At 47.6% G+C, this 15,850-nt stretch carries 17 protein-coding genes; 13 read left to right on the top strand and 4 right to left on the bottom strand.

Features of this window, described 5'->3' with window-relative positions; translation table 11 throughout:
* Positions 1 to 349 precede the first annotated feature (349 nt).
* The gene (locus SATMO3_RS11965; protein WP_371381016.1) at positions 350 to 1,366 is read left to right on the top strand and encodes an epoxyqueuosine reductase; all 1,017 of its coding nucleotides are present in this window, start codon (positions 350 to 352) and stop codon (positions 1,364 to 1,366) included.
* A gap of 93 nt (positions 1,367 to 1,459) precedes the next feature.
* Here SATMO3_RS11965 and SATMO3_RS11970 read toward each other — a convergent pair whose 3' ends face one another.
* The gene (locus SATMO3_RS11970; protein WP_371381707.1) at positions 1,460 to 2,635 is read right to left on the bottom strand and encodes an aldo/keto reductase; all 1,176 of its coding nucleotides are present in this window, start codon (positions 2,633 to 2,635) and stop codon (positions 1,460 to 1,462) included.
* 173 nt (positions 2,636 to 2,808) lie between these two features.
* Here SATMO3_RS11970 and SATMO3_RS11975 point away from each other — a divergent pair, with 173 nt between their 5' ends.
* The 5 genes from SATMO3_RS11975 to SATMO3_RS11995 all read left to right on the top strand — a co-directional run bounded on the left by SATMO3_RS11975 (position 2,809) and on the right by SATMO3_RS11995 (position 6,398).
* Positions 2,809 to 3,732, top strand: a complete 924-nt coding sequence (locus SATMO3_RS11975; RefSeq protein WP_371381017.1) for an AraC family transcriptional regulator N-terminal domain-containing protein — start codon at positions 2,809 to 2,811, stop codon at positions 3,730 to 3,732.
* A gap of 440 nt (positions 3,733 to 4,172) precedes the next feature.
* Positions 4,173 to 4,817: a MotA/TolQ/ExbB proton channel family protein gene (locus SATMO3_RS11980; protein WP_371381018.1), complete on the top strand. Its 645-nt coding sequence runs from the start codon at positions 4,173 to 4,175 to the stop codon at positions 4,815 to 4,817.
* Positions 4,804 to 5,214, top strand: coding sequence for an ExbD/TolR family protein (locus tag SATMO3_RS11985; RefSeq protein WP_371381019.1), 411 nt, complete (start codon positions 4,804 to 4,806; stop codon positions 5,212 to 5,214). Before SATMO3_RS11980 ends, SATMO3_RS11985 begins: the two co-directional genes overlap by 14 nt.
* A gap of 5 nt (positions 5,215 to 5,219) precedes the next feature.
* On the top strand, positions 5,220 to 5,900 hold the full coding sequence (locus tag SATMO3_RS11990; RefSeq protein WP_371381020.1) for a TonB family protein: 681 nt from the start codon (positions 5,220 to 5,222) through the stop codon (positions 5,898 to 5,900).
* A 63-nt stretch (positions 5,901 to 5,963) separates the two neighbouring features.
* Positions 5,964 to 6,398, top strand: coding sequence for a TonB family protein (locus SATMO3_RS11995; RefSeq protein ID WP_371381021.1), 435 nt, complete (start codon positions 5,964 to 5,966; stop codon positions 6,396 to 6,398).
* An 89-nt stretch (positions 6,399 to 6,487) separates the two neighbouring features.
* Here SATMO3_RS11995 and SATMO3_RS12000 read toward each other — a convergent pair whose 3' ends face one another.
* Complete coding sequence (locus tag SATMO3_RS12000; protein ID WP_371381022.1) at positions 6,488 to 7,663, bottom strand: MFS transporter; 1,176 nt, start codon at positions 7,661 to 7,663, stop codon at positions 6,488 to 6,490.
* Positions 7,664 to 7,761: 98 nt separating this feature from the next.
* Positions 7,762 to 8,490 carry an AraC family transcriptional regulator gene (locus tag SATMO3_RS12005; RefSeq protein ID WP_371381023.1) on the bottom strand — a complete coding sequence of 243 codons (729 nt, stop codon included), beginning with the start codon at positions 8,488 to 8,490 and terminating at the stop codon, positions 7,762 to 7,764.
* A gap of 178 nt (positions 8,491 to 8,668) precedes the next feature.
* Between SATMO3_RS12005 and SATMO3_RS12010 the strand changes: the two genes are divergently transcribed.
* The 4 genes from SATMO3_RS12010 (at position 8,669) to SATMO3_RS12025 (ending at position 11,209) form a co-directional block, all read left to right on the top strand.
* Entirely contained in the window at positions 8,669 to 9,580 is a 912-nt protein-coding gene (locus tag SATMO3_RS12010) for a helix-turn-helix transcriptional regulator (RefSeq protein ID WP_371381024.1), read from the top strand.
* Between the two features lie 68 nt (positions 9,581 to 9,648).
* Positions 9,649 to 10,479, top strand: a complete 831-nt coding sequence (locus SATMO3_RS12015) for a nitroreductase family protein (RefSeq protein ID WP_371381025.1) — start codon at positions 9,649 to 9,651, stop codon at positions 10,477 to 10,479.
* A gap of 66 nt (positions 10,480 to 10,545) precedes the next feature.
* Positions 10,546 to 10,890: a nuclear transport factor 2 family protein gene (locus SATMO3_RS12020; RefSeq protein ID WP_371381026.1), complete on the top strand. Its 345-nt coding sequence runs from the start codon at positions 10,546 to 10,548 to the stop codon at positions 10,888 to 10,890.
* Between the two features lie 31 nt (positions 10,891 to 10,921).
* Entirely contained in the window at positions 10,922 to 11,209 is a 288-nt protein-coding gene (locus SATMO3_RS12025; protein ID WP_371381027.1) for a Dabb family protein, read from the top strand.
* A gap of 74 nt (positions 11,210 to 11,283) precedes the next feature.
* Here SATMO3_RS12025 and SATMO3_RS12030 read toward each other — a convergent pair whose 3' ends face one another.
* Positions 11,284 to 11,664 carry an FMN-binding protein gene (locus tag SATMO3_RS12030; RefSeq protein ID WP_371381028.1) on the bottom strand — a complete coding sequence of 127 codons (381 nt, stop codon included), beginning with the start codon at positions 11,662 to 11,664 and terminating at the stop codon, positions 11,284 to 11,286.
* Between the two features lie 194 nt (positions 11,665 to 11,858).
* Between SATMO3_RS12030 and SATMO3_RS12035 the strand changes: the two genes are divergently transcribed.
* The 3 genes from SATMO3_RS12035 (at position 11,859) to SATMO3_RS12045 (ending at position 15,841) form a co-directional block, all read left to right on the top strand.
* Positions 11,859 to 13,259: a PLP-dependent aminotransferase family protein gene (locus tag SATMO3_RS12035; protein WP_371381029.1), complete on the top strand. Its 1,401-nt coding sequence runs from the start codon at positions 11,859 to 11,861 to the stop codon at positions 13,257 to 13,259.
* Positions 13,260 to 13,548: 289 nt separating this feature from the next.
* Complete coding sequence (locus tag SATMO3_RS12040) at positions 13,549 to 14,787, top strand: HAD-IIA family hydrolase (RefSeq protein ID WP_371381030.1); 1,239 nt, start codon at positions 13,549 to 13,551, stop codon at positions 14,785 to 14,787.
* Between the two features lie 202 nt (positions 14,788 to 14,989).
* Positions 14,990 to 15,841 (top strand): DMT family transporter, encoded by an 852-nt coding sequence (locus tag SATMO3_RS12045; protein WP_371381031.1) that lies wholly within the window; start codon positions 14,990 to 14,992, stop codon positions 15,839 to 15,841.
* The last annotated feature ends 9 nt before the right edge of the window (positions 15,842 to 15,850 follow it).

Genomic DNA, 15,850 nt, shown 5'->3' on the forward strand with positions numbered 1-15,850 from the left:
GGCTGGTTTCACCTGCTGTGTCAGCGGTGGCTTTTAACTTTATTAAGCAGCTTTTGTATATTTTCGTCAACCGACCGCGAAATCCTTTGCATTGTGAAAGCTAAATTTTGGCAGGAAAGGGCTAAGCTTTAGCTTTCACAATGATTAGGAATGGGGCGTATATCAGCATGAGAAGCTGACAGGCCGCTAGCTTCATTATCGGTTTTATCGAATTATATCATCGATATTATCCGTTTTGGCAATTGGGTTTGATGTGGTATGATGTAAAAAAATAAAGTTCCCTTGTGAAAGTGCAGTGGCTAGTACTTATTTTGCCGGCGGGATAAGGCCGGTATATGAGGTGAGGAGATTGGGGAAACTGGAAGATGCTATTAAAGCGAAGGCGATTGACATGGGCTATGAAGCCTGTGGGATTATTGAGGCTGCTTCCTTCACAGAATTTCTGGCAGGAGTGGAGGAGCGCAGCGCGCTTTTTCCCCATGCGGCTTCGTTTTACGAAAATCTTAAAGGGAGGGTATTGGCTAATCCGCAGGACAATTTTTCCTGGGCGCAGTCGATTGTTGTTTGTCTCAGGCGCTATGACAAATATGAGGTTCCCGCTAACTTAGAACAGCTTGTGGCCAAAGTTTTCCTGTTTGACGGCAGAGTCAGTCACTCCAGCGAATATGCCGGTCATGCCCAATTTGGAGAATTCTTGCAGGCGAGCGGGTTCCAGACCGCACAAGTGATGCTGCCCGCCCGCTGGGCCGCAGCGAAAGCCGGTTTGGGAAAGTTTCGCAATAATAATTTTTTATATACCCGGCAGGGATCCTGGAACTGGATTGACACCTGGCTGATTGACAAACAATTGGAGTATGAAAAGCCTGTCGAAAATGCCCGCTATACTTGTCCGGCCGACTGTAATAAATGTGTAAAGGCATGTCCGACCGGGGCTTTATCCGCTCCTTTGACCATGGATGCAACCCGGTGTATTGCCTACCTGACTTTTAATGCGGCAGAATCACTGCCGGCTGAAGACGTAAGGGAAAGTATGGGTACCTATATATATGGCTGTGATGAGTGCCAGAATGCCTGTCCGGTTAATACCTGGCAGGGTAAAGCGGCATTTCCCGAACCTGTTCCCCTGGAAGATATGCTTACTCTCGATACGCTATTTTCCATGGGTGAGGAAACCTACCGCACTCAATTGCAGCCAAGGTTCTGGTATATTGCTAAGGAGAACTTCTGGCAGTGGCGCTGTAATGTAATCCGGGCCATGGTTAATGAGAATCCGGAAAAATATGCGAAATACTTTGCGCAGGCCCTCGCAGATCCGCATGAGCACGTAAAGCAAATGGCGCAATGGGCATTAAGCAAAGTAAACTAAGACTGCTTCCATTATTTCATTTAAGTCAAGTAGAGAAAGGGTTATAGTTTTTAACTATAACCCTTTTGTATTGAGTGAACTGGCTTTTAAAATTTATGGGTTTTGCCCCAACAAAGCATCTACGCTTTTTAATGCAGTGCGGATTTCGATCCCCTGCGGGCAATGGCTTTCGCATGCGCCGCAGTCCACGCAGTTGGCGGCTTGGGCTGCCGTTCCCAGGCGGAAACCATACAAAAAACCACAGCGTTTTTTTGCTTCGGCATCGCCGCCCAGCAGAGAATAGTCGTTGAAAATACTAAAGCATCCCGGAATATTTACTCCCGCAGGACAAGGCATGCAATACCCGCAGGCAGTACAGTTTACTTTGATCTTCTCCTTGAAGATGGTTTTAACTTGTTCGATAATCCGCAATTCTTTGGCTGTCAGCGACCGTGCCTCAGCTTCCTCAGCCACCTTAATATTTTCTACAACCTGCTCCATTGTTGTCATACCGCTTAAAACGACCGCTACTTCAGGATGATCCCAGACCCAGCGTAGGGACCATTCTGCCGGTGTTCTTTTAATTTCGGCCTGATTAAAAAAGTTCAAAGCTTCCGCCGGCAGGTTCTGCGCCAGTTTGCCCCCGCGCAGCGGTTCCATAATGGCAATGCCCAAGCCTTTTCCGGCCGCATATTCCAAACCTTCCCGGCCGGCCTGATAATTTTCGTCCAGATAATTATACTGGATCTGGCAGAATGACCAATCATAGTAATCAACGATTTCCTTAAATAACCCGACTCTTTCGTGGAAAGAGAAGCCGGCATGCTTAATTCTGCCATCCTTAATTGCCTGATCCAAAAACTCGGTGATACCAGCCTCCTTGAGCACCGGCCAGGTATGGGAACCAATGGTATGCACCAAGTAAAAATCAATGGTATCTGTCTCAAGCCGCGCTAATTGTTCATTCAAATACTTATCCATGTCTGCGCGTGTTTTTATCAGCCAGCTGGGCAGTTTGGTCGCTATTTTTACCCGCTCACGGTAGCCGTCTTTAAGCGCCTTGGCAACCAGAGGCTCGCTTGCGCCGCCTTTATCCATGCCGGTACCGTGATAAGGATAGGCAGTATCCACGTAGTTGACGCCGGCGTCAATCGCATGACGGATCATTTTGATAGCTTCGTTTTCATCAATGTTGGTTGGTTCTCCTCCGATAATGGGAAGCCGCATACAGCCAAAGCCCAAAACCGAAACCTGTTCATTTGTTTTACCGTAGTTTCTGTACAGCAATATAAACACTCTCCTGTTCGCGTAGTTTACTGCCAATAACATTACTGTGTATTTACAAAATTATTATGCATCAAATGCAATCATTAGGGGTAATCCATTTCTGGAAAATCATTGCCTAATCCTCCAAGTAGTACTAAAATGTATGTATTACACTTTTTGATGCAGGAAGTACTATTATGATTAAAAAAGCAGAGAATAATTCTTTAGTGATGCGGCAACAGCAGGAATTGGCGCAGCTTATCGAGCGTTTTACGGTTCATGATGGCCTGCACACCACCGCTATTCCCGCACTGCGTTTAAGCCGCGCTTCCCAGGCGTCGCGACCCATTCATTCTATCCATACACCGCGGTTGTGTATTGTCGCTCAGGGGAGAAAACTCGTTCTTTTGTGCGGGGAGCGTTATCATTATGGCCCTTCTCAATATCTTGCCATTTCGGTAGATCTGCCAATTTCGGGCCAAGTAGTGCAAGCATCGCCGGAGTGTCCGCATTTATGCCTGCTGTTGGATTTACAACCTGAGCAGATTTTTGACATTCTTAAAGAGTCAGACCCGGCATGGCGGAAAAGGGTGGATTCACGGCGCGGTTTGGTTGTAAGCAATTCGAATGCCGGTCTGCTGGATGCTGCCATAAGGCTTGTGCGGCTGTTGGAAACGCCGCAGGATATTCCGGTACTTGCTCCGTTAATTATCCGGGAAATTCTCTATAAAATTCTCCAGGACGAACATGGTGATACGGTAAAACAAATTGCCATTGTCAGCAGTCAAGGCTACCAAATCGCCGAAGTCATCCGGCTGATCAAGCAGGACTTCGCCAAGCCCCTGCATATTGACCATTTAGCGTCAGCAGTCAACATGAGCACTTCGTCGCTGCATCACCACTTTAAAAAGGTTACGGCAATGAGTCCTTTGCAATATCAAAAACAACTGCGGCTGCAGGAAGCCCGCCGCCTGTTGCTTTCCGGCGCAACAAACGCCGCAAATGCCGGGTTCCAGGTAGGATATGAGAGCCCGTCGCAGTTTAGCCGGGAATACGCCCGTATGTATGGGTTGCCGCCTATCAGCGATCTGAAACAGTTCCTCGCTACCCAAACAGTCTAATACTTTTGTTAAAAAACTGCGTAAATACTAACCCGGAGGGGTTAACAGCTTCCGGGTAGTTATATTTTGAAAAGGACTGACGTGCTAGCACGTCAGTCCTTTTCAAAATATAACTACCGGTATGTCGTACCGGCAATAAAAACCATCACTGCAGCCTTACTGGCGTGGTGATGGTTTTTTATTGCGATATCCTTTTTAGATGTTTAGGCAGCATACTACTTAGATGCGGGTAAATTAAAAAAATGAAGAATAAATTTTTCTTAGCACTATTTGCATTATTTAGCAGTATAAGCTATAATCTTAAATGAGAATGATAATCTATATACTTATAATGATTATCATTATGTTTGTTTGCACAATTTACTTGCGTGTAAATTATACTTTAATGCCGGCAACGGGAAAAATCGCGTCCGGCAAAAATAAGGGGAGAAGATGTCACAATGGAATTTTTGAGTCAAAGCTTTGCACTGTTTCACAAGGGCGGCCCGGTAATGTATTTTCTGGCTATTTGTTCACTGGCGGTCGTGACCATTAGCGTAGAGCGTTACTGGTATTACCGGGGATTGTCCACCGATGGACTGAAATTTATGGAGAAGCTTAAGCAGCTACTGGCTGAGCGTAAGCTGGGTGAGGCAATACAATTCTGCGAGCAAACGCCGGCGGCTGTTTCTCAGGTATCCTTGCAGGGGCTGCAGGCTTACCAGCAAGGGGATGACGTACATAGCGCCATGGAGAGTGCAGCTGTTCTTACGGCAGCACGGTTACGGTCCTATCTTAACTACCTGAGCGGCATTGTGACACTGGCCCCATTGCTTGGTTTGCTGGGTACTGTCATCGGCATGATCCAGTCTTTCAGTGTGCTTAATATCCAGTCCGGCCAGCCAATGGCCATCACCGGCGGCGTCGGCGAGGCCCTGGTAGCGACGGCTGCCGGCCTGAGTGTTGCCGTGCTGGCGTTCGTCGCCAATATTATCTTTACTCATCGCCTGGATCATATAGTCACCGATATGGAGCAAGCCGGCGCCATTGTTATTGCTTCTTTGCGGAAATGGCCGGAGCGGAGGAAAAATCATGAGATTGCGTAGCTTGCGGGTGGAGGAACAGCCCCAGCTTATGGTTATTCCCTTGATCGATATTATGTTTTTCTTACTGGTTTTCTTCATGATGAGCACCTTGTACATGGTGGAGCAGCATACCATGCCGGTAAATCTGCCGCAGGCGGCTGCCGTACAGCAGGATACCCAGCGCAATATCAATGTTACCGTCACGCAGGAGGGACGGATCATGTTTGACCAGGAGGAAATTCCCCTGGCCCTCTTACAAAAGCGGGTAGGCATGGAGATTGCCGCTCAACCTGATAAAGTATTTGTCTTAAGGGCCGACAAACAAGTTGAGTATGGCCATGTTATTAGTGTACTGGATGAAATGAAAATGGCCGGTGCCCGCCGGGTAGCGGTCGCGGCCGATGTGAAAGCGAGGTAGTTGGTATGGCGGCTAAAATGAGCTGGCGGCGGGCAGCAACGGTATCTGCTCTTGTTCATTGCTTGTTGCTTGCCGGCTCCGGGCATCTCTTTGCCGGTTTATTTCCCGAGAAAGTCAGCGAGGAACAATATATCGAACTGGATTTCCAGAACGTGCCCCAGGTCGCGGCGGCGCAGAATACACCGACACCGTTGCCTGATATGCAGCAAAATATACCGCAGCAGGCAGTTACTTCTCAGGCGTTGCCGCAACCGCAGGCTGCCCAGCGTCCGGCTGCAGTTACGCCTGCGCCGGTAGCTTCGCTGCCGCCTGAAGCCGCAATTGGCGGTGGCGATGCCCAGCCAGTAACAGCGGCGCCGGCGGCCCCCAGTAGCGGCAGCGTTTCTTCAGGCAGCGCCAGCGGCGGCATTGCTCCGCCCGGAGTATTAAGCAGGGTGGAGCCTGTGTATCCCCAATCGGCCCGGCAGGCCGGGATAAACGGAACTGTAATGTTAAAGGTGCAGGTTCTGGAGGATGGAAACCCGGGAAGAGTAACGCTGTCTAAGACATCAGGCAATGATTCTTTGGATGAGGCCGCCATAGCGGCTGTTCAGCAATGGCGGTTTGTACCGGCCCGCAACCGCGATACCGGCCGGTCGGTGGTATGTATCACAACAATTCCGGTATCATTTCGCCTGAACGGGTAACCGGCGTTCAGGCTACTAGTCCAATGAGCATGCCGGTGCGTTGAGAAAAGAAAGGGTGTTGACATGAAGTATTGCTTAAGAAAGCAGGCAATTGCCGCCGTATTACTGCTGTTACTTATCGGTCTAACTATTCCGGTTATGGCCAGTAGTAATGTTCCTGTAACTCCTCCCGGAATTAGTACTTTGGCGCCGATTTCCCTTTCGCCGGAACTGAGGGAAAAATACTCGGAACAGACAAAACTGGTGAAGGTCAAGGCAACGGTAGCGGCAGACGGGATCATCGAGGGTGATGTAAAAGTAGTTTTAAGTTCCGGGGACGCGGCTTTTGATCAGGCTGTAGTCGAAGCACTGCAGAAATCGGTGTTCACACCGGCTTATACCGGTGATAACCAGGCTGTAGCCTGCTCAATTATTTTACCGCTTAATGTTAATGTGGAAAAATACGTTCCCGAGGAAGAAGTAACCGGCGAAACAGAGCAAACCAAGGCCGGTCAATAAAGAAGTGTTTGTTTAGTGCATAAAGGACCGTGTTTGAATCGTGAGATTTGGACATGGTCCTTTTGATTTAAGAAACCATGTGGCAAGCCTCAGTTTGAAGTATTATAAACACGCCGGCAATGACTGGCAGCCAGCAATAACATGATCTGTACCATCAGCAGCAGGGCAAACAGCTGGAAGGCGGAATGGTAGCCGTTGTACTGGCTGTACCGGCTTAAAAGCATCGGTCCCCAAAACATACCTACTCCCCAGAACAGATAATAAACCCCGGAAATAGCCCCTTTAAAACCTGCCGGAACTTTCTCGTTTAAAAAAGCCATGGAGGCAAGGTAGTATGCTCCCAAGCCAAAACTGGCCAAACACAAAATCAGGGTGAGCGCAGGCTGATTAACATAGACGGTTACAGAAGTTCCGGCAGCGGCAGTTAACATTCCGGTCAACATAAACATTTGACGTCCTATCCTGTCTGACAGCCAGCCGGTGATAATCTGGGCCAGGCTGATAGCAACATAGAACAGTGAAAAAAATATATTAATACCGGTCTGATTATACCCTTTTGCAGTCAGCAAATAAACTGGAATAATCGTCATAAACAGACCAAAGCCGGCGCCATATAACGTGATACCCCAGAGGACAGCTAAAACCTGGGGGCATTTTATTAAAGCTAAGCCAGCGCTTACATTCATCGTCTCTACATTGGGGCGATGAATACCAGGCTGGATTTTTATGCTAAAACCGATGATGATGGCACCAATAAGGCACAATACAGCATAAAGCAGGAAAATCTGCTGATCCGACCAGCCTTTTAGCAGCATAACCTGGAAAAAAGGTCCAATAGTAAGCCCAAGATAGATGGCAGCATTATATATACCAATTGCCTGCCCTTTATTGGCAGGATAGCGGACTGATAACAGCGCCGGCGCCAGACTTAGTAGTGGCGCCTCGCCAATTCCCTGTAATACCCTGCCCCAGAATACCAGGCTGACATCATTATTTATATAGTAGAATAATAAACCGGCGACGAAGCTTAACAGATACCCCAGCAGTAAAAACGGCTTAGCAGACCAGCGGTCGGCAAGCATCCCGACCGGCAGTTGCGACAGTACCTGGGCTAAAGCATAGGTGGATGCCAGGTACCAGACAGATTGACTGGAATTAGTAAGGGAAATAACGGTATTTGGCAATAGGGCAAGTACCATTCCATCTCCAAACATCAGCAAAAAGACGGCAGCGCTTACGGCCAATAACTGGGTATGTTTAAACATTGGATTTTTCTCCTTTAATTTAATTGGGAAACAAAAAAAGTAAGGTTGTTAGCCTTACTTCATTATAGCCCTGGTAAAGGAGGCGGTTTTATCCGTATTTATGATGAATTTTTCCTGTTCTTAGAATCCTGGCGATAGATGAGCGGGGACACACCTTCATACTGCTTGAACAGTCTGTTTAAGGAAGACTGATGCTCATAACCGATCTGTTGGGCAATTGTCAGCATACTATAGGTTGTTTCCCGGAGTAAGCGTTTGGCTTCCTGCAGTCGTAGTTTTTGCAGATAGGTTTGTACGCTAACCCCCATCTTCTTTTGAAACCATTGACTATAATAGTTAACGTGATAATGTTCCAGGGCGGCCAATGTCTGTAGAGAAATATTAGTATGGTAGTTGTCTTGCAGATAGCGAATAGACACAGGCTTCTGGTTTTGCCGGATTAGTTGAAAAGAATAATGCAGCAGTTGATTAAGTGCGGCAGTATTCGTGATGCTCTCCTGGCACTCACTAAGCATAAGGAACCGCAATGCCCGCCAGCGGTCATCAAAATCCAGGTATTGTACATCACTATCACTATGATGTGAAAGCAGGTTGTAAGGAATATAAAATACTAAAAACTCATTCCGGTCATTGGAATAATAGCTGTGATCACATTCCGGCGGCAGGAACAGGACATGCTGATAGTCAACAATTAGCGAGCGCGGCCCTGATTTCAGGTTTAGTGTCCCTTGCAAAGGCAGGATTAAATGTCCAAACGAATGAACATGGCTATGCTCAATAGCAATAAAATGCATTTTTTCAGCAAAAGTAGCATTGATCTGCTGCATTAGCATCACCCCGCTAGCGGAATTAGGGTTTGTTACGAATCATTTAAATTGAGTATATTATATAGTGCCTTACCAATTGATGGCAACTCTTTTGTCAGATAAGAGATACGCAAGACTTTATACCGCAAATAGGACAAAATATGTCTTATTTGCGGTATAATAATAGCGGTGATAAAAAATGAAAATGAACAGGCTGTTTGAAATAACAATCATATTACTTAACAAGGGATCGGTTACAGCCAAAGAACTGGCCGACCGTTTTGGCGTTTCTACCAGAACAATTTACCGGGATATTGATGTGCTTTCCTCCACCGGCGTGCCGGTGTATACGAACAAAGGCAATGGCGGGGGCATACACCTCCTGGAAAGCTATGCAATTGAGAGGACGCTGATCTCCGAGCAGGAAAGCGAGAACCTGCTGTTGGCCATTAAAACGCTGCAGGCCACGCAATATCCTGAATTGGATATGATATTGGAAAAAATGGGGGCCATATTCAAGCATGCACCTGACCATGACTGGGTGGAAGTCGACTTTTCGCCGTGGGGCAGTGCACCGAATGACAAAAACAAATTTAACGACATAAAACGGGCTATGCTGCAGCGGCAGGTTCTATGCTTTGATTACGTTGACGGCGAAGGCCACAAAAGCAACCGCTTGGCAGAACCGGCGAAACTGCTTTTTAAAGACAATGCCTGGTATTTGGTAGCTCACTGCCGGCAGCGCCAGGCGCAAAGAACCTTCCGGATTTCACGGATGAAGAATTTAAAGACCCTGACAGAAACATTTACGCCCCAAGTATCGCCACAGCCGGAACCGGCAGAAAGCAAGGCTGAAAAACAGCCGCTGGTTTCGTTGAAGCTTCGTTTTCAGGCCAAGGTCTTAAACCGGCTTTATGATTATTTTGCCGACTCGCTTATCAGCCATAATGCCGACGGCAGTTTTACTTTAGATGCGGTACTGCCGGAGGGCGAGTGGTTGTATGGCTATATTCTTTCGCTTGGCAGTTTTGTTGAGGTACAGGAGCCGGAACATGTCCGCCAGCTTATAGCAAGTCGCTTACAGCAAGCTTTAAATATTTACGAAATTTAATTCAAATATGACATACTATTGTCTTATTACCTTGTGTACAATGAAGAAAAAACGAGGTGATAAGTCAAATGAATCAGAACTTTATTCAAGTTGATCAAGAAAAATGTACGCGCTGTGGTGTTTGCGCCACTGTGTGCCCGGGTGTCCTGGGTATGGGGGATAACGGCCCCCGGATTATCCGGGATCTCTGTGTAAGCTGTGGACAATGTGTGGCTGTATGTCCAACAGGGGCTTTGGACAATGAGAATACACCACTGGCCCGGCAGCAGGCTTCGCCGGCAATGCCTGCTATTGACGAGACGGCAGCAGCACGGTTTTTGCGGGCGCGCCGCTCGATCCGTAATTACGAGCAAAAAAACGTCCAACGGGAGAAGCTAATAAAGCTGCTGGATATCGCCCGGATGGCGCCTACTGCCTGTAATTCGCAAGGGATCGTCTACCATGTCGTGGATCAGCCTGATACCTTAAAGCAGATTGCGGCCGCCGTCATTGACTGGACAGAAGCGGAATTAGGCGGCAACCCTATGCTGGCGACCGCCAAATATGCCCCTCATCTGACTATGATGGTGGAAATCTATCGCCAGACAGGGGAAGATGTTGTCTTAAGGTCGGCCCCCTGCCTGATAGTGGCACTAAGCGACAAAAACGCTTTCGCCGTTGGCCGGGATAATACCTATATTGCGTTTGCCTATGCGCAGTTGCTTGCAACGTCAATGGGATTGGGAACATGCTGGGCAGGCCTGTTTGAGTATTGCGCCGCTGCCGGTTACGAGCCGCTGTTAAAGTTGCTGAATTTACCGCAAAATATGCAGATTACCAGTGGCATGATGGTCGGTTATCCGCAATTTACCTACAAGCGGCTGGTCGACAGAGATTCTTTGCAGGTTACCTGGCAGTAGCTGATCAGTACGGTAACAACAGCAAATAATCTACACTGCATAAACAATTATAAAGGGGAAGATAGTATGACTGATGAATTACCGCCGCTGATTGCCGCATTTGTGGAGGCCAAAAATGCTTATGACAGCAATGCTTTTGCCGCTTGTTTCGCAGCAGATGCCGTTGTCCATGACGAAGGACGGGAAATGGTTGGTCCCGCTGCCATCAAAGAATGGATCGAAACCAGCAATGCTAAATATCAGGATACGCTTACCGTTCTGAGTTTGGCTAAGTTTAATAACGAAACTGTTCTTACCGCGCAGGTGGCCGGTGATTTTGAGGGCAGTCCGGTTTCACTTGACTTTCATTTCGTTATCCAAGACGGCAAAATTAGCCGGTTAGCGATTGGCTTTACCGGCGATAATGCCTAGGTTTTGCTGTTACCTATAAAGGAGTGAAGAAATGATTACAAACAATCTACTTCTCAAGTTAAAGGACAGAAGCAGTGAAAATGTTGAACAGGTGAGGTCGGCGCTTTTAAGTATGCGCGGAAAAATTGAGTTTCTGCGTGGTCTTGAGGTGAAAGTGAATATACGCCAGGGGGTAGCCGCCTTTGATATCATAATGATTGCCCAATATGACTCGCTGGCGGATTTTGAGGCGTATCTGGTGCATCCGGTCCATGTCGAAGTAGGTCAATATATTTTAGGCGCACTGGCAGCAAGCGCATCTGTTTGTTATGAATCCTGAGTTAGCCAGTTGCTTAGTAGTTGCAAGAATGAAGGGATAGCCACAACCTTGAGGCTATCCCTTCGCAAATTAGTTTACAGCATTTGTTTGGCAGAGGTCACTGTTACTTCCAGGACTGCCCGTATCCAGCTGAATCTTTCTTTCACACGGTCAAAGTCAGGGCCCGACTTTATAAACCGTGTGGTGCCTTCGACAATAAAGCCAGTTCCTTTTCCCCGATAACCTTCGATTTCCCGGCTGGCGATGGAAAGTGTAATCGCATTGTGCTTGGTTAGATTTTTTTCGGTTTTGTTATAGCCGGACGCAGGAATCAGGAGTTTGTCATCAGCGGTAACTTCTATATAGTTATTCCAGGTATTCACTAAATGAGCGCCGCTGTCACCGGTAGTTACCATAGAGATCGCTCCGTCGTTGGGGTGAGAGAGTATGGCGAGTAGTTTTTCGTTGAGCATCATATCATCCTTTCTGCTGGTAATGAGAACTACGGCATGCTGAGCCGTTTTGTCCTATAGATCATAGTATAAAGCAAATTTGACCCCGTATACAGGGACAGTTTTTGAAAAAAAACAGGGGTCAATTTATGCGTAAATCTTGACGCAGGCTCGTGCTCTTTATATAATGGCGATAAAAAATATAGTTAGGTGAAATTGTGTTTATTTTGGACAGCAATAAGCGCCAGCCGCTTAATGTTAAACTCTATAATCAGATTAAAGATCAGATTGTGACAGGGAAACTGCCACCGCACAGCAGACTGCCGTCGGTTAGGGATCTGGCTGGTGAGTTAGCTATAAGCCGCAACACGGTGGAGTATGCTTATGAGCAGTTATGCACAGAAGGCTTTATCTACAGCAAAGCCCGCAGCGGTTATTTTATAGCCGCATTGGATCAGGAATTTATCATTCGTTCCTCTCAAACGCGGGTTAACTCCTTACGGCATATGTTTGCGGAGGAAAAACAGTATACCTTTGATTTTCACCCGGCCAGCCTGTTGCCGGATAGTTTTCCTACAGCCATTTGGCGTAAACTGTTTGCTGATTGTTTGCGGGACAATGCCGGCGCGCTTACCCGCTATAGCGAGCAGCAGGGAGAACGGGAACTGCGTGGTGAGATCCAGCGCTATCTGGAGCGGTCGCGCGGTGTCATTTGCGAACAGGACCAAATTGTTATATGCAGTGGTCTGCATGACAGCCTGGCCATTGTTGCGCAAATACTGCGGGCAGAGCACTCCCAGCTGGCGGTTGAAGAGCCTGGCTACTGGATTCCCCGATCGGTTTTTCAAAATCATTCGTTTAGCATAACTCCTGTTCCGGTAAATGTGAATGGACTTGACGTGGAGTATTTACAGACCACTTCAAGTACGGTCGTGTATGTTACTCCATCCCACCAGTTTCCGTTAGGCTATGTCATGCCGGTGGAAAGTAGGCTCAGACTCATTCAATGGGCTGAAACTGTTAACGGGGTAATCATTGAAGATGATTATGACAGCGAACTCAGGTATCACGGTAAACCAATCCCGGCCTTGCAGGGATTGCACCCGGCGGCAGACATAATATACGCAGGCACTTTTTCCAAAGTGCTTTCGCCGGCGTTGCGCATAAGCTACCTGGTGCTGCCATACCCATTACTAGCGCGGTATCACGGGTTGTTTGGCGGTTTTCCCGGGACAGTTTCATTATTAGAGCAAAAAATTCTCGCGAGATTTATAAAAGACGGCTACTGGGAACGGCATCTGCGCAAACTGCGGACGATTTACAAGAAAAAGCATGATTTGCTGCTTGGCGCTATTGAGCGTCATTTTGGTTCCAGGGCCAGCATCATTGGTCAAGGGGCCGGACTTCATGTGGTGCTGGAGTTGTCTGCGCATGATATTGAGGAAAAGGAACTGATTTTACGGGCGCAAGCAAAGGATATCAGAGTCTTTCCGTTCGCCGACACGTGCCTGGTGGATGCGGGGCGGAATTCACGGATTATGCTTGGCTTTGGCGGTATGAGTCCGGATAAAATTGAGCAAGGAGTAAAGCTTTTGTATCAATGTTGTTATGAAGCATGATATAATTATAGCAATAAGCTGGGAATAGGTAGCTAGGGTTCCGCCTGCATGTGCAGGGCCGGCGACCGAGCGCTACAGCCCTGCTCTCCAAGAGCAGGGGCACCTATTGGCATAAAAAGCCCGAGGGGGATAGCTTGGCGTACTTCGTGTGCGCCGGGATATCTCCTCGGGCTTTTTTATCCTGATAGAAAGTATAACTTTCGCCTGGATAAGGGCAACATCGGCTTCCGCTTTCGCCAAAGACTCGTCGCAAGCCGTGTTTTCTTTATTTTATTTAAGGAGTGATTATGTGCTTGCTGAAAAATACGATGTGTTTTTAATTGACCTGGATGGGGTTATGTATATCGGCGATGAGCTGCTGCCCGGCAGCAAAGAAGCCATTGCGGAGTTAAGAAAAATGGGCAAACAAATCTACTTTCTCACTAATGATCCGCGGTACTTGCGTCAGGAATTTTGTGAGAAATTATTGCGGCTGGGCGTAAGCGCTCACAGGGAAGAATTCATAACAGCCGGTTGGGCTACCGCCTGTTATCTCAGCCAGCATGACATTAGGCAAGTGCAGGTGATTGGCACCAGGAGTTTGCAGGCGGAAATCGCCGGCAAGGGTATTCAGGTAGTGAAGCAGGGGGAGTGCCAGGCCGTTGTTGTTGGCTACTGCGAACATACTGCCTTGGGCGAAATTCAGCAGGCCGTCAGACAAATTGAAAACGGTGCTCAGTTTATTGCCACCAATTCCGATATCTCATTTCCCGGCAATAAAGGGCGGTGCCTGGCTACGGGTTCTATTGTGCAAGTTATACAGGCGGCCAGCGGCCAGCGTCCCGTTATTATCGGCAAACCGTATTCAACCATGTTTCAACTGGCGTTGCACAAGGCGGGCAACCATACACGGATGGTGATGATTGGCGACAGCCCGGCCATCGATATTGCGGGAGCGCACCGAAACGGTCTTGACGCTGTCCTGGTAGAGCGGGAACCGCATAGTTATCCGGTGCCGGCCGATTATCGAATCCCCAACGCCAGGCTTAATAATCTCGTGGACTTGTTTCAATTCCACAGTGAATACAGGGAGTGGCGCTATCCGGGTTTTCCCTGGCCGGATACGATCGAGCCGGGAGTCACCGCGGTGATTTTTAACGAGCATGGCAAAGTTCTTTTAGTTAAACGTGTTGATAACGGGCTCTGGGGTTTGCCGTCAGGTCACGTGGAAATGGCTGAAACGGTTACTCAGGCCATTGTCAGGGAAATACATGAGGAAACCGGATTGTGTGCAGCCGTTGAAAAATTGGTAGGAGTCTATTCAGAACCTGCCACGCAGGTTTTTAGCTACCCGTCAGGTAAACGCACTCATTTTATTACTTTGTGTTTCCTCTGCAGCATAAGCGGAGGCCGGCTGCGGGCAGACAACAGCGAGGTCAGCAGGGTAGCTTTTTTTGATATTGACGCATTGCCAACAAAACTTTTGCCAATGCACCCCCAATGGCTGAATGATGCCCTTGGCAAAGCGGACTTGGCCCAAATCAGATAGGGCAGTTTCGTCCAGGTTCGGCGTAAGCCGTGTTTCTTTGGTCTACCGGAATTTATGATTAAATTCTATGGACATAAGGACGACGGCACAAGCCTGGTCTTTTTTACGCAAAAAAAGGAATTTGTCAGTTGCCTGCGGAAAGTAGGGAATATTTTATTTAACGCATGTCTGTAATTTGTTAAACTAAGGAGATAACGTAACTATGAACGCCAAGCATAAAAGTTTGTTAGAAATCCATATCTCAGTTTTATTGTTCGGCTTATCCGGGTTATTTGGCAAACTCATAGTCTTGCCGCCCATGATGATAGTGTTTGGCAGAGTTGTCTTTGCCAGTATTTTTTTGTATCTCCTGCTGCGGTATCGTAAAAAGGAAATTCGGTTAGAACGGCCTGCAGACTATGGTTATATGGCGGTTATCGGTTTTTTGCTGGCAATTCACTGGAGTACTTTTTTCCTATCCATCCAAATATCCACTGTGGCTATCGGTTTGTTAACCTTCTCTACCTTCCCGGTGTTTGTAACCTTTCTGGAACCCTTTTTCTTCAAGGAAAAAATTGTGACAGCCGATATTGCTGTCGCCCTGATTACCTTCTTGGGTGTGGTGCTGGTAGTCCCTGAATTTGAAATGGGCAATCAGCTGACCCAGGGCGCACTGTGGGGGGGAATATCAGGTTTCTCCTATGCGCTGCTGTCGATGATGAACAGAAAATATGCCGGCAAATATTCCGGTACGGTTATTGCATTTTATGAGCAATTCATAGCGGCAGTTTTATTGCTGCCATTTCTGTTTTGGTATAAACCGCTGGTACAGCCAGCCGATATTGCGCTCTTAGTTATATTGGGCATTGTCTTCACAGGGGTTGCCCATTCTTTATTCATCAACGGGCTAAAAAATATCAGGACGCAGACTGCCGGGATAATTTCCTCTGCCGAGCCTGTATACGGGATTATTTCTGCTGCGGTTTTACTGCACGAAATACCGTCCTTAAGAGAACTGGCAGGCGGCTGTATTATTTTAGGTGCTGTTTTGTACTCGACTGTTAGATCCAAATGAGTCTTATTC

The organism is Sporomusa aerivorans (genome assembly GCF_041428895.1).
GTDB lineage: Bacteria > Bacillota > Negativicutes > Sporomusales > Sporomusaceae > Sporomusa > Sporomusa aerivorans.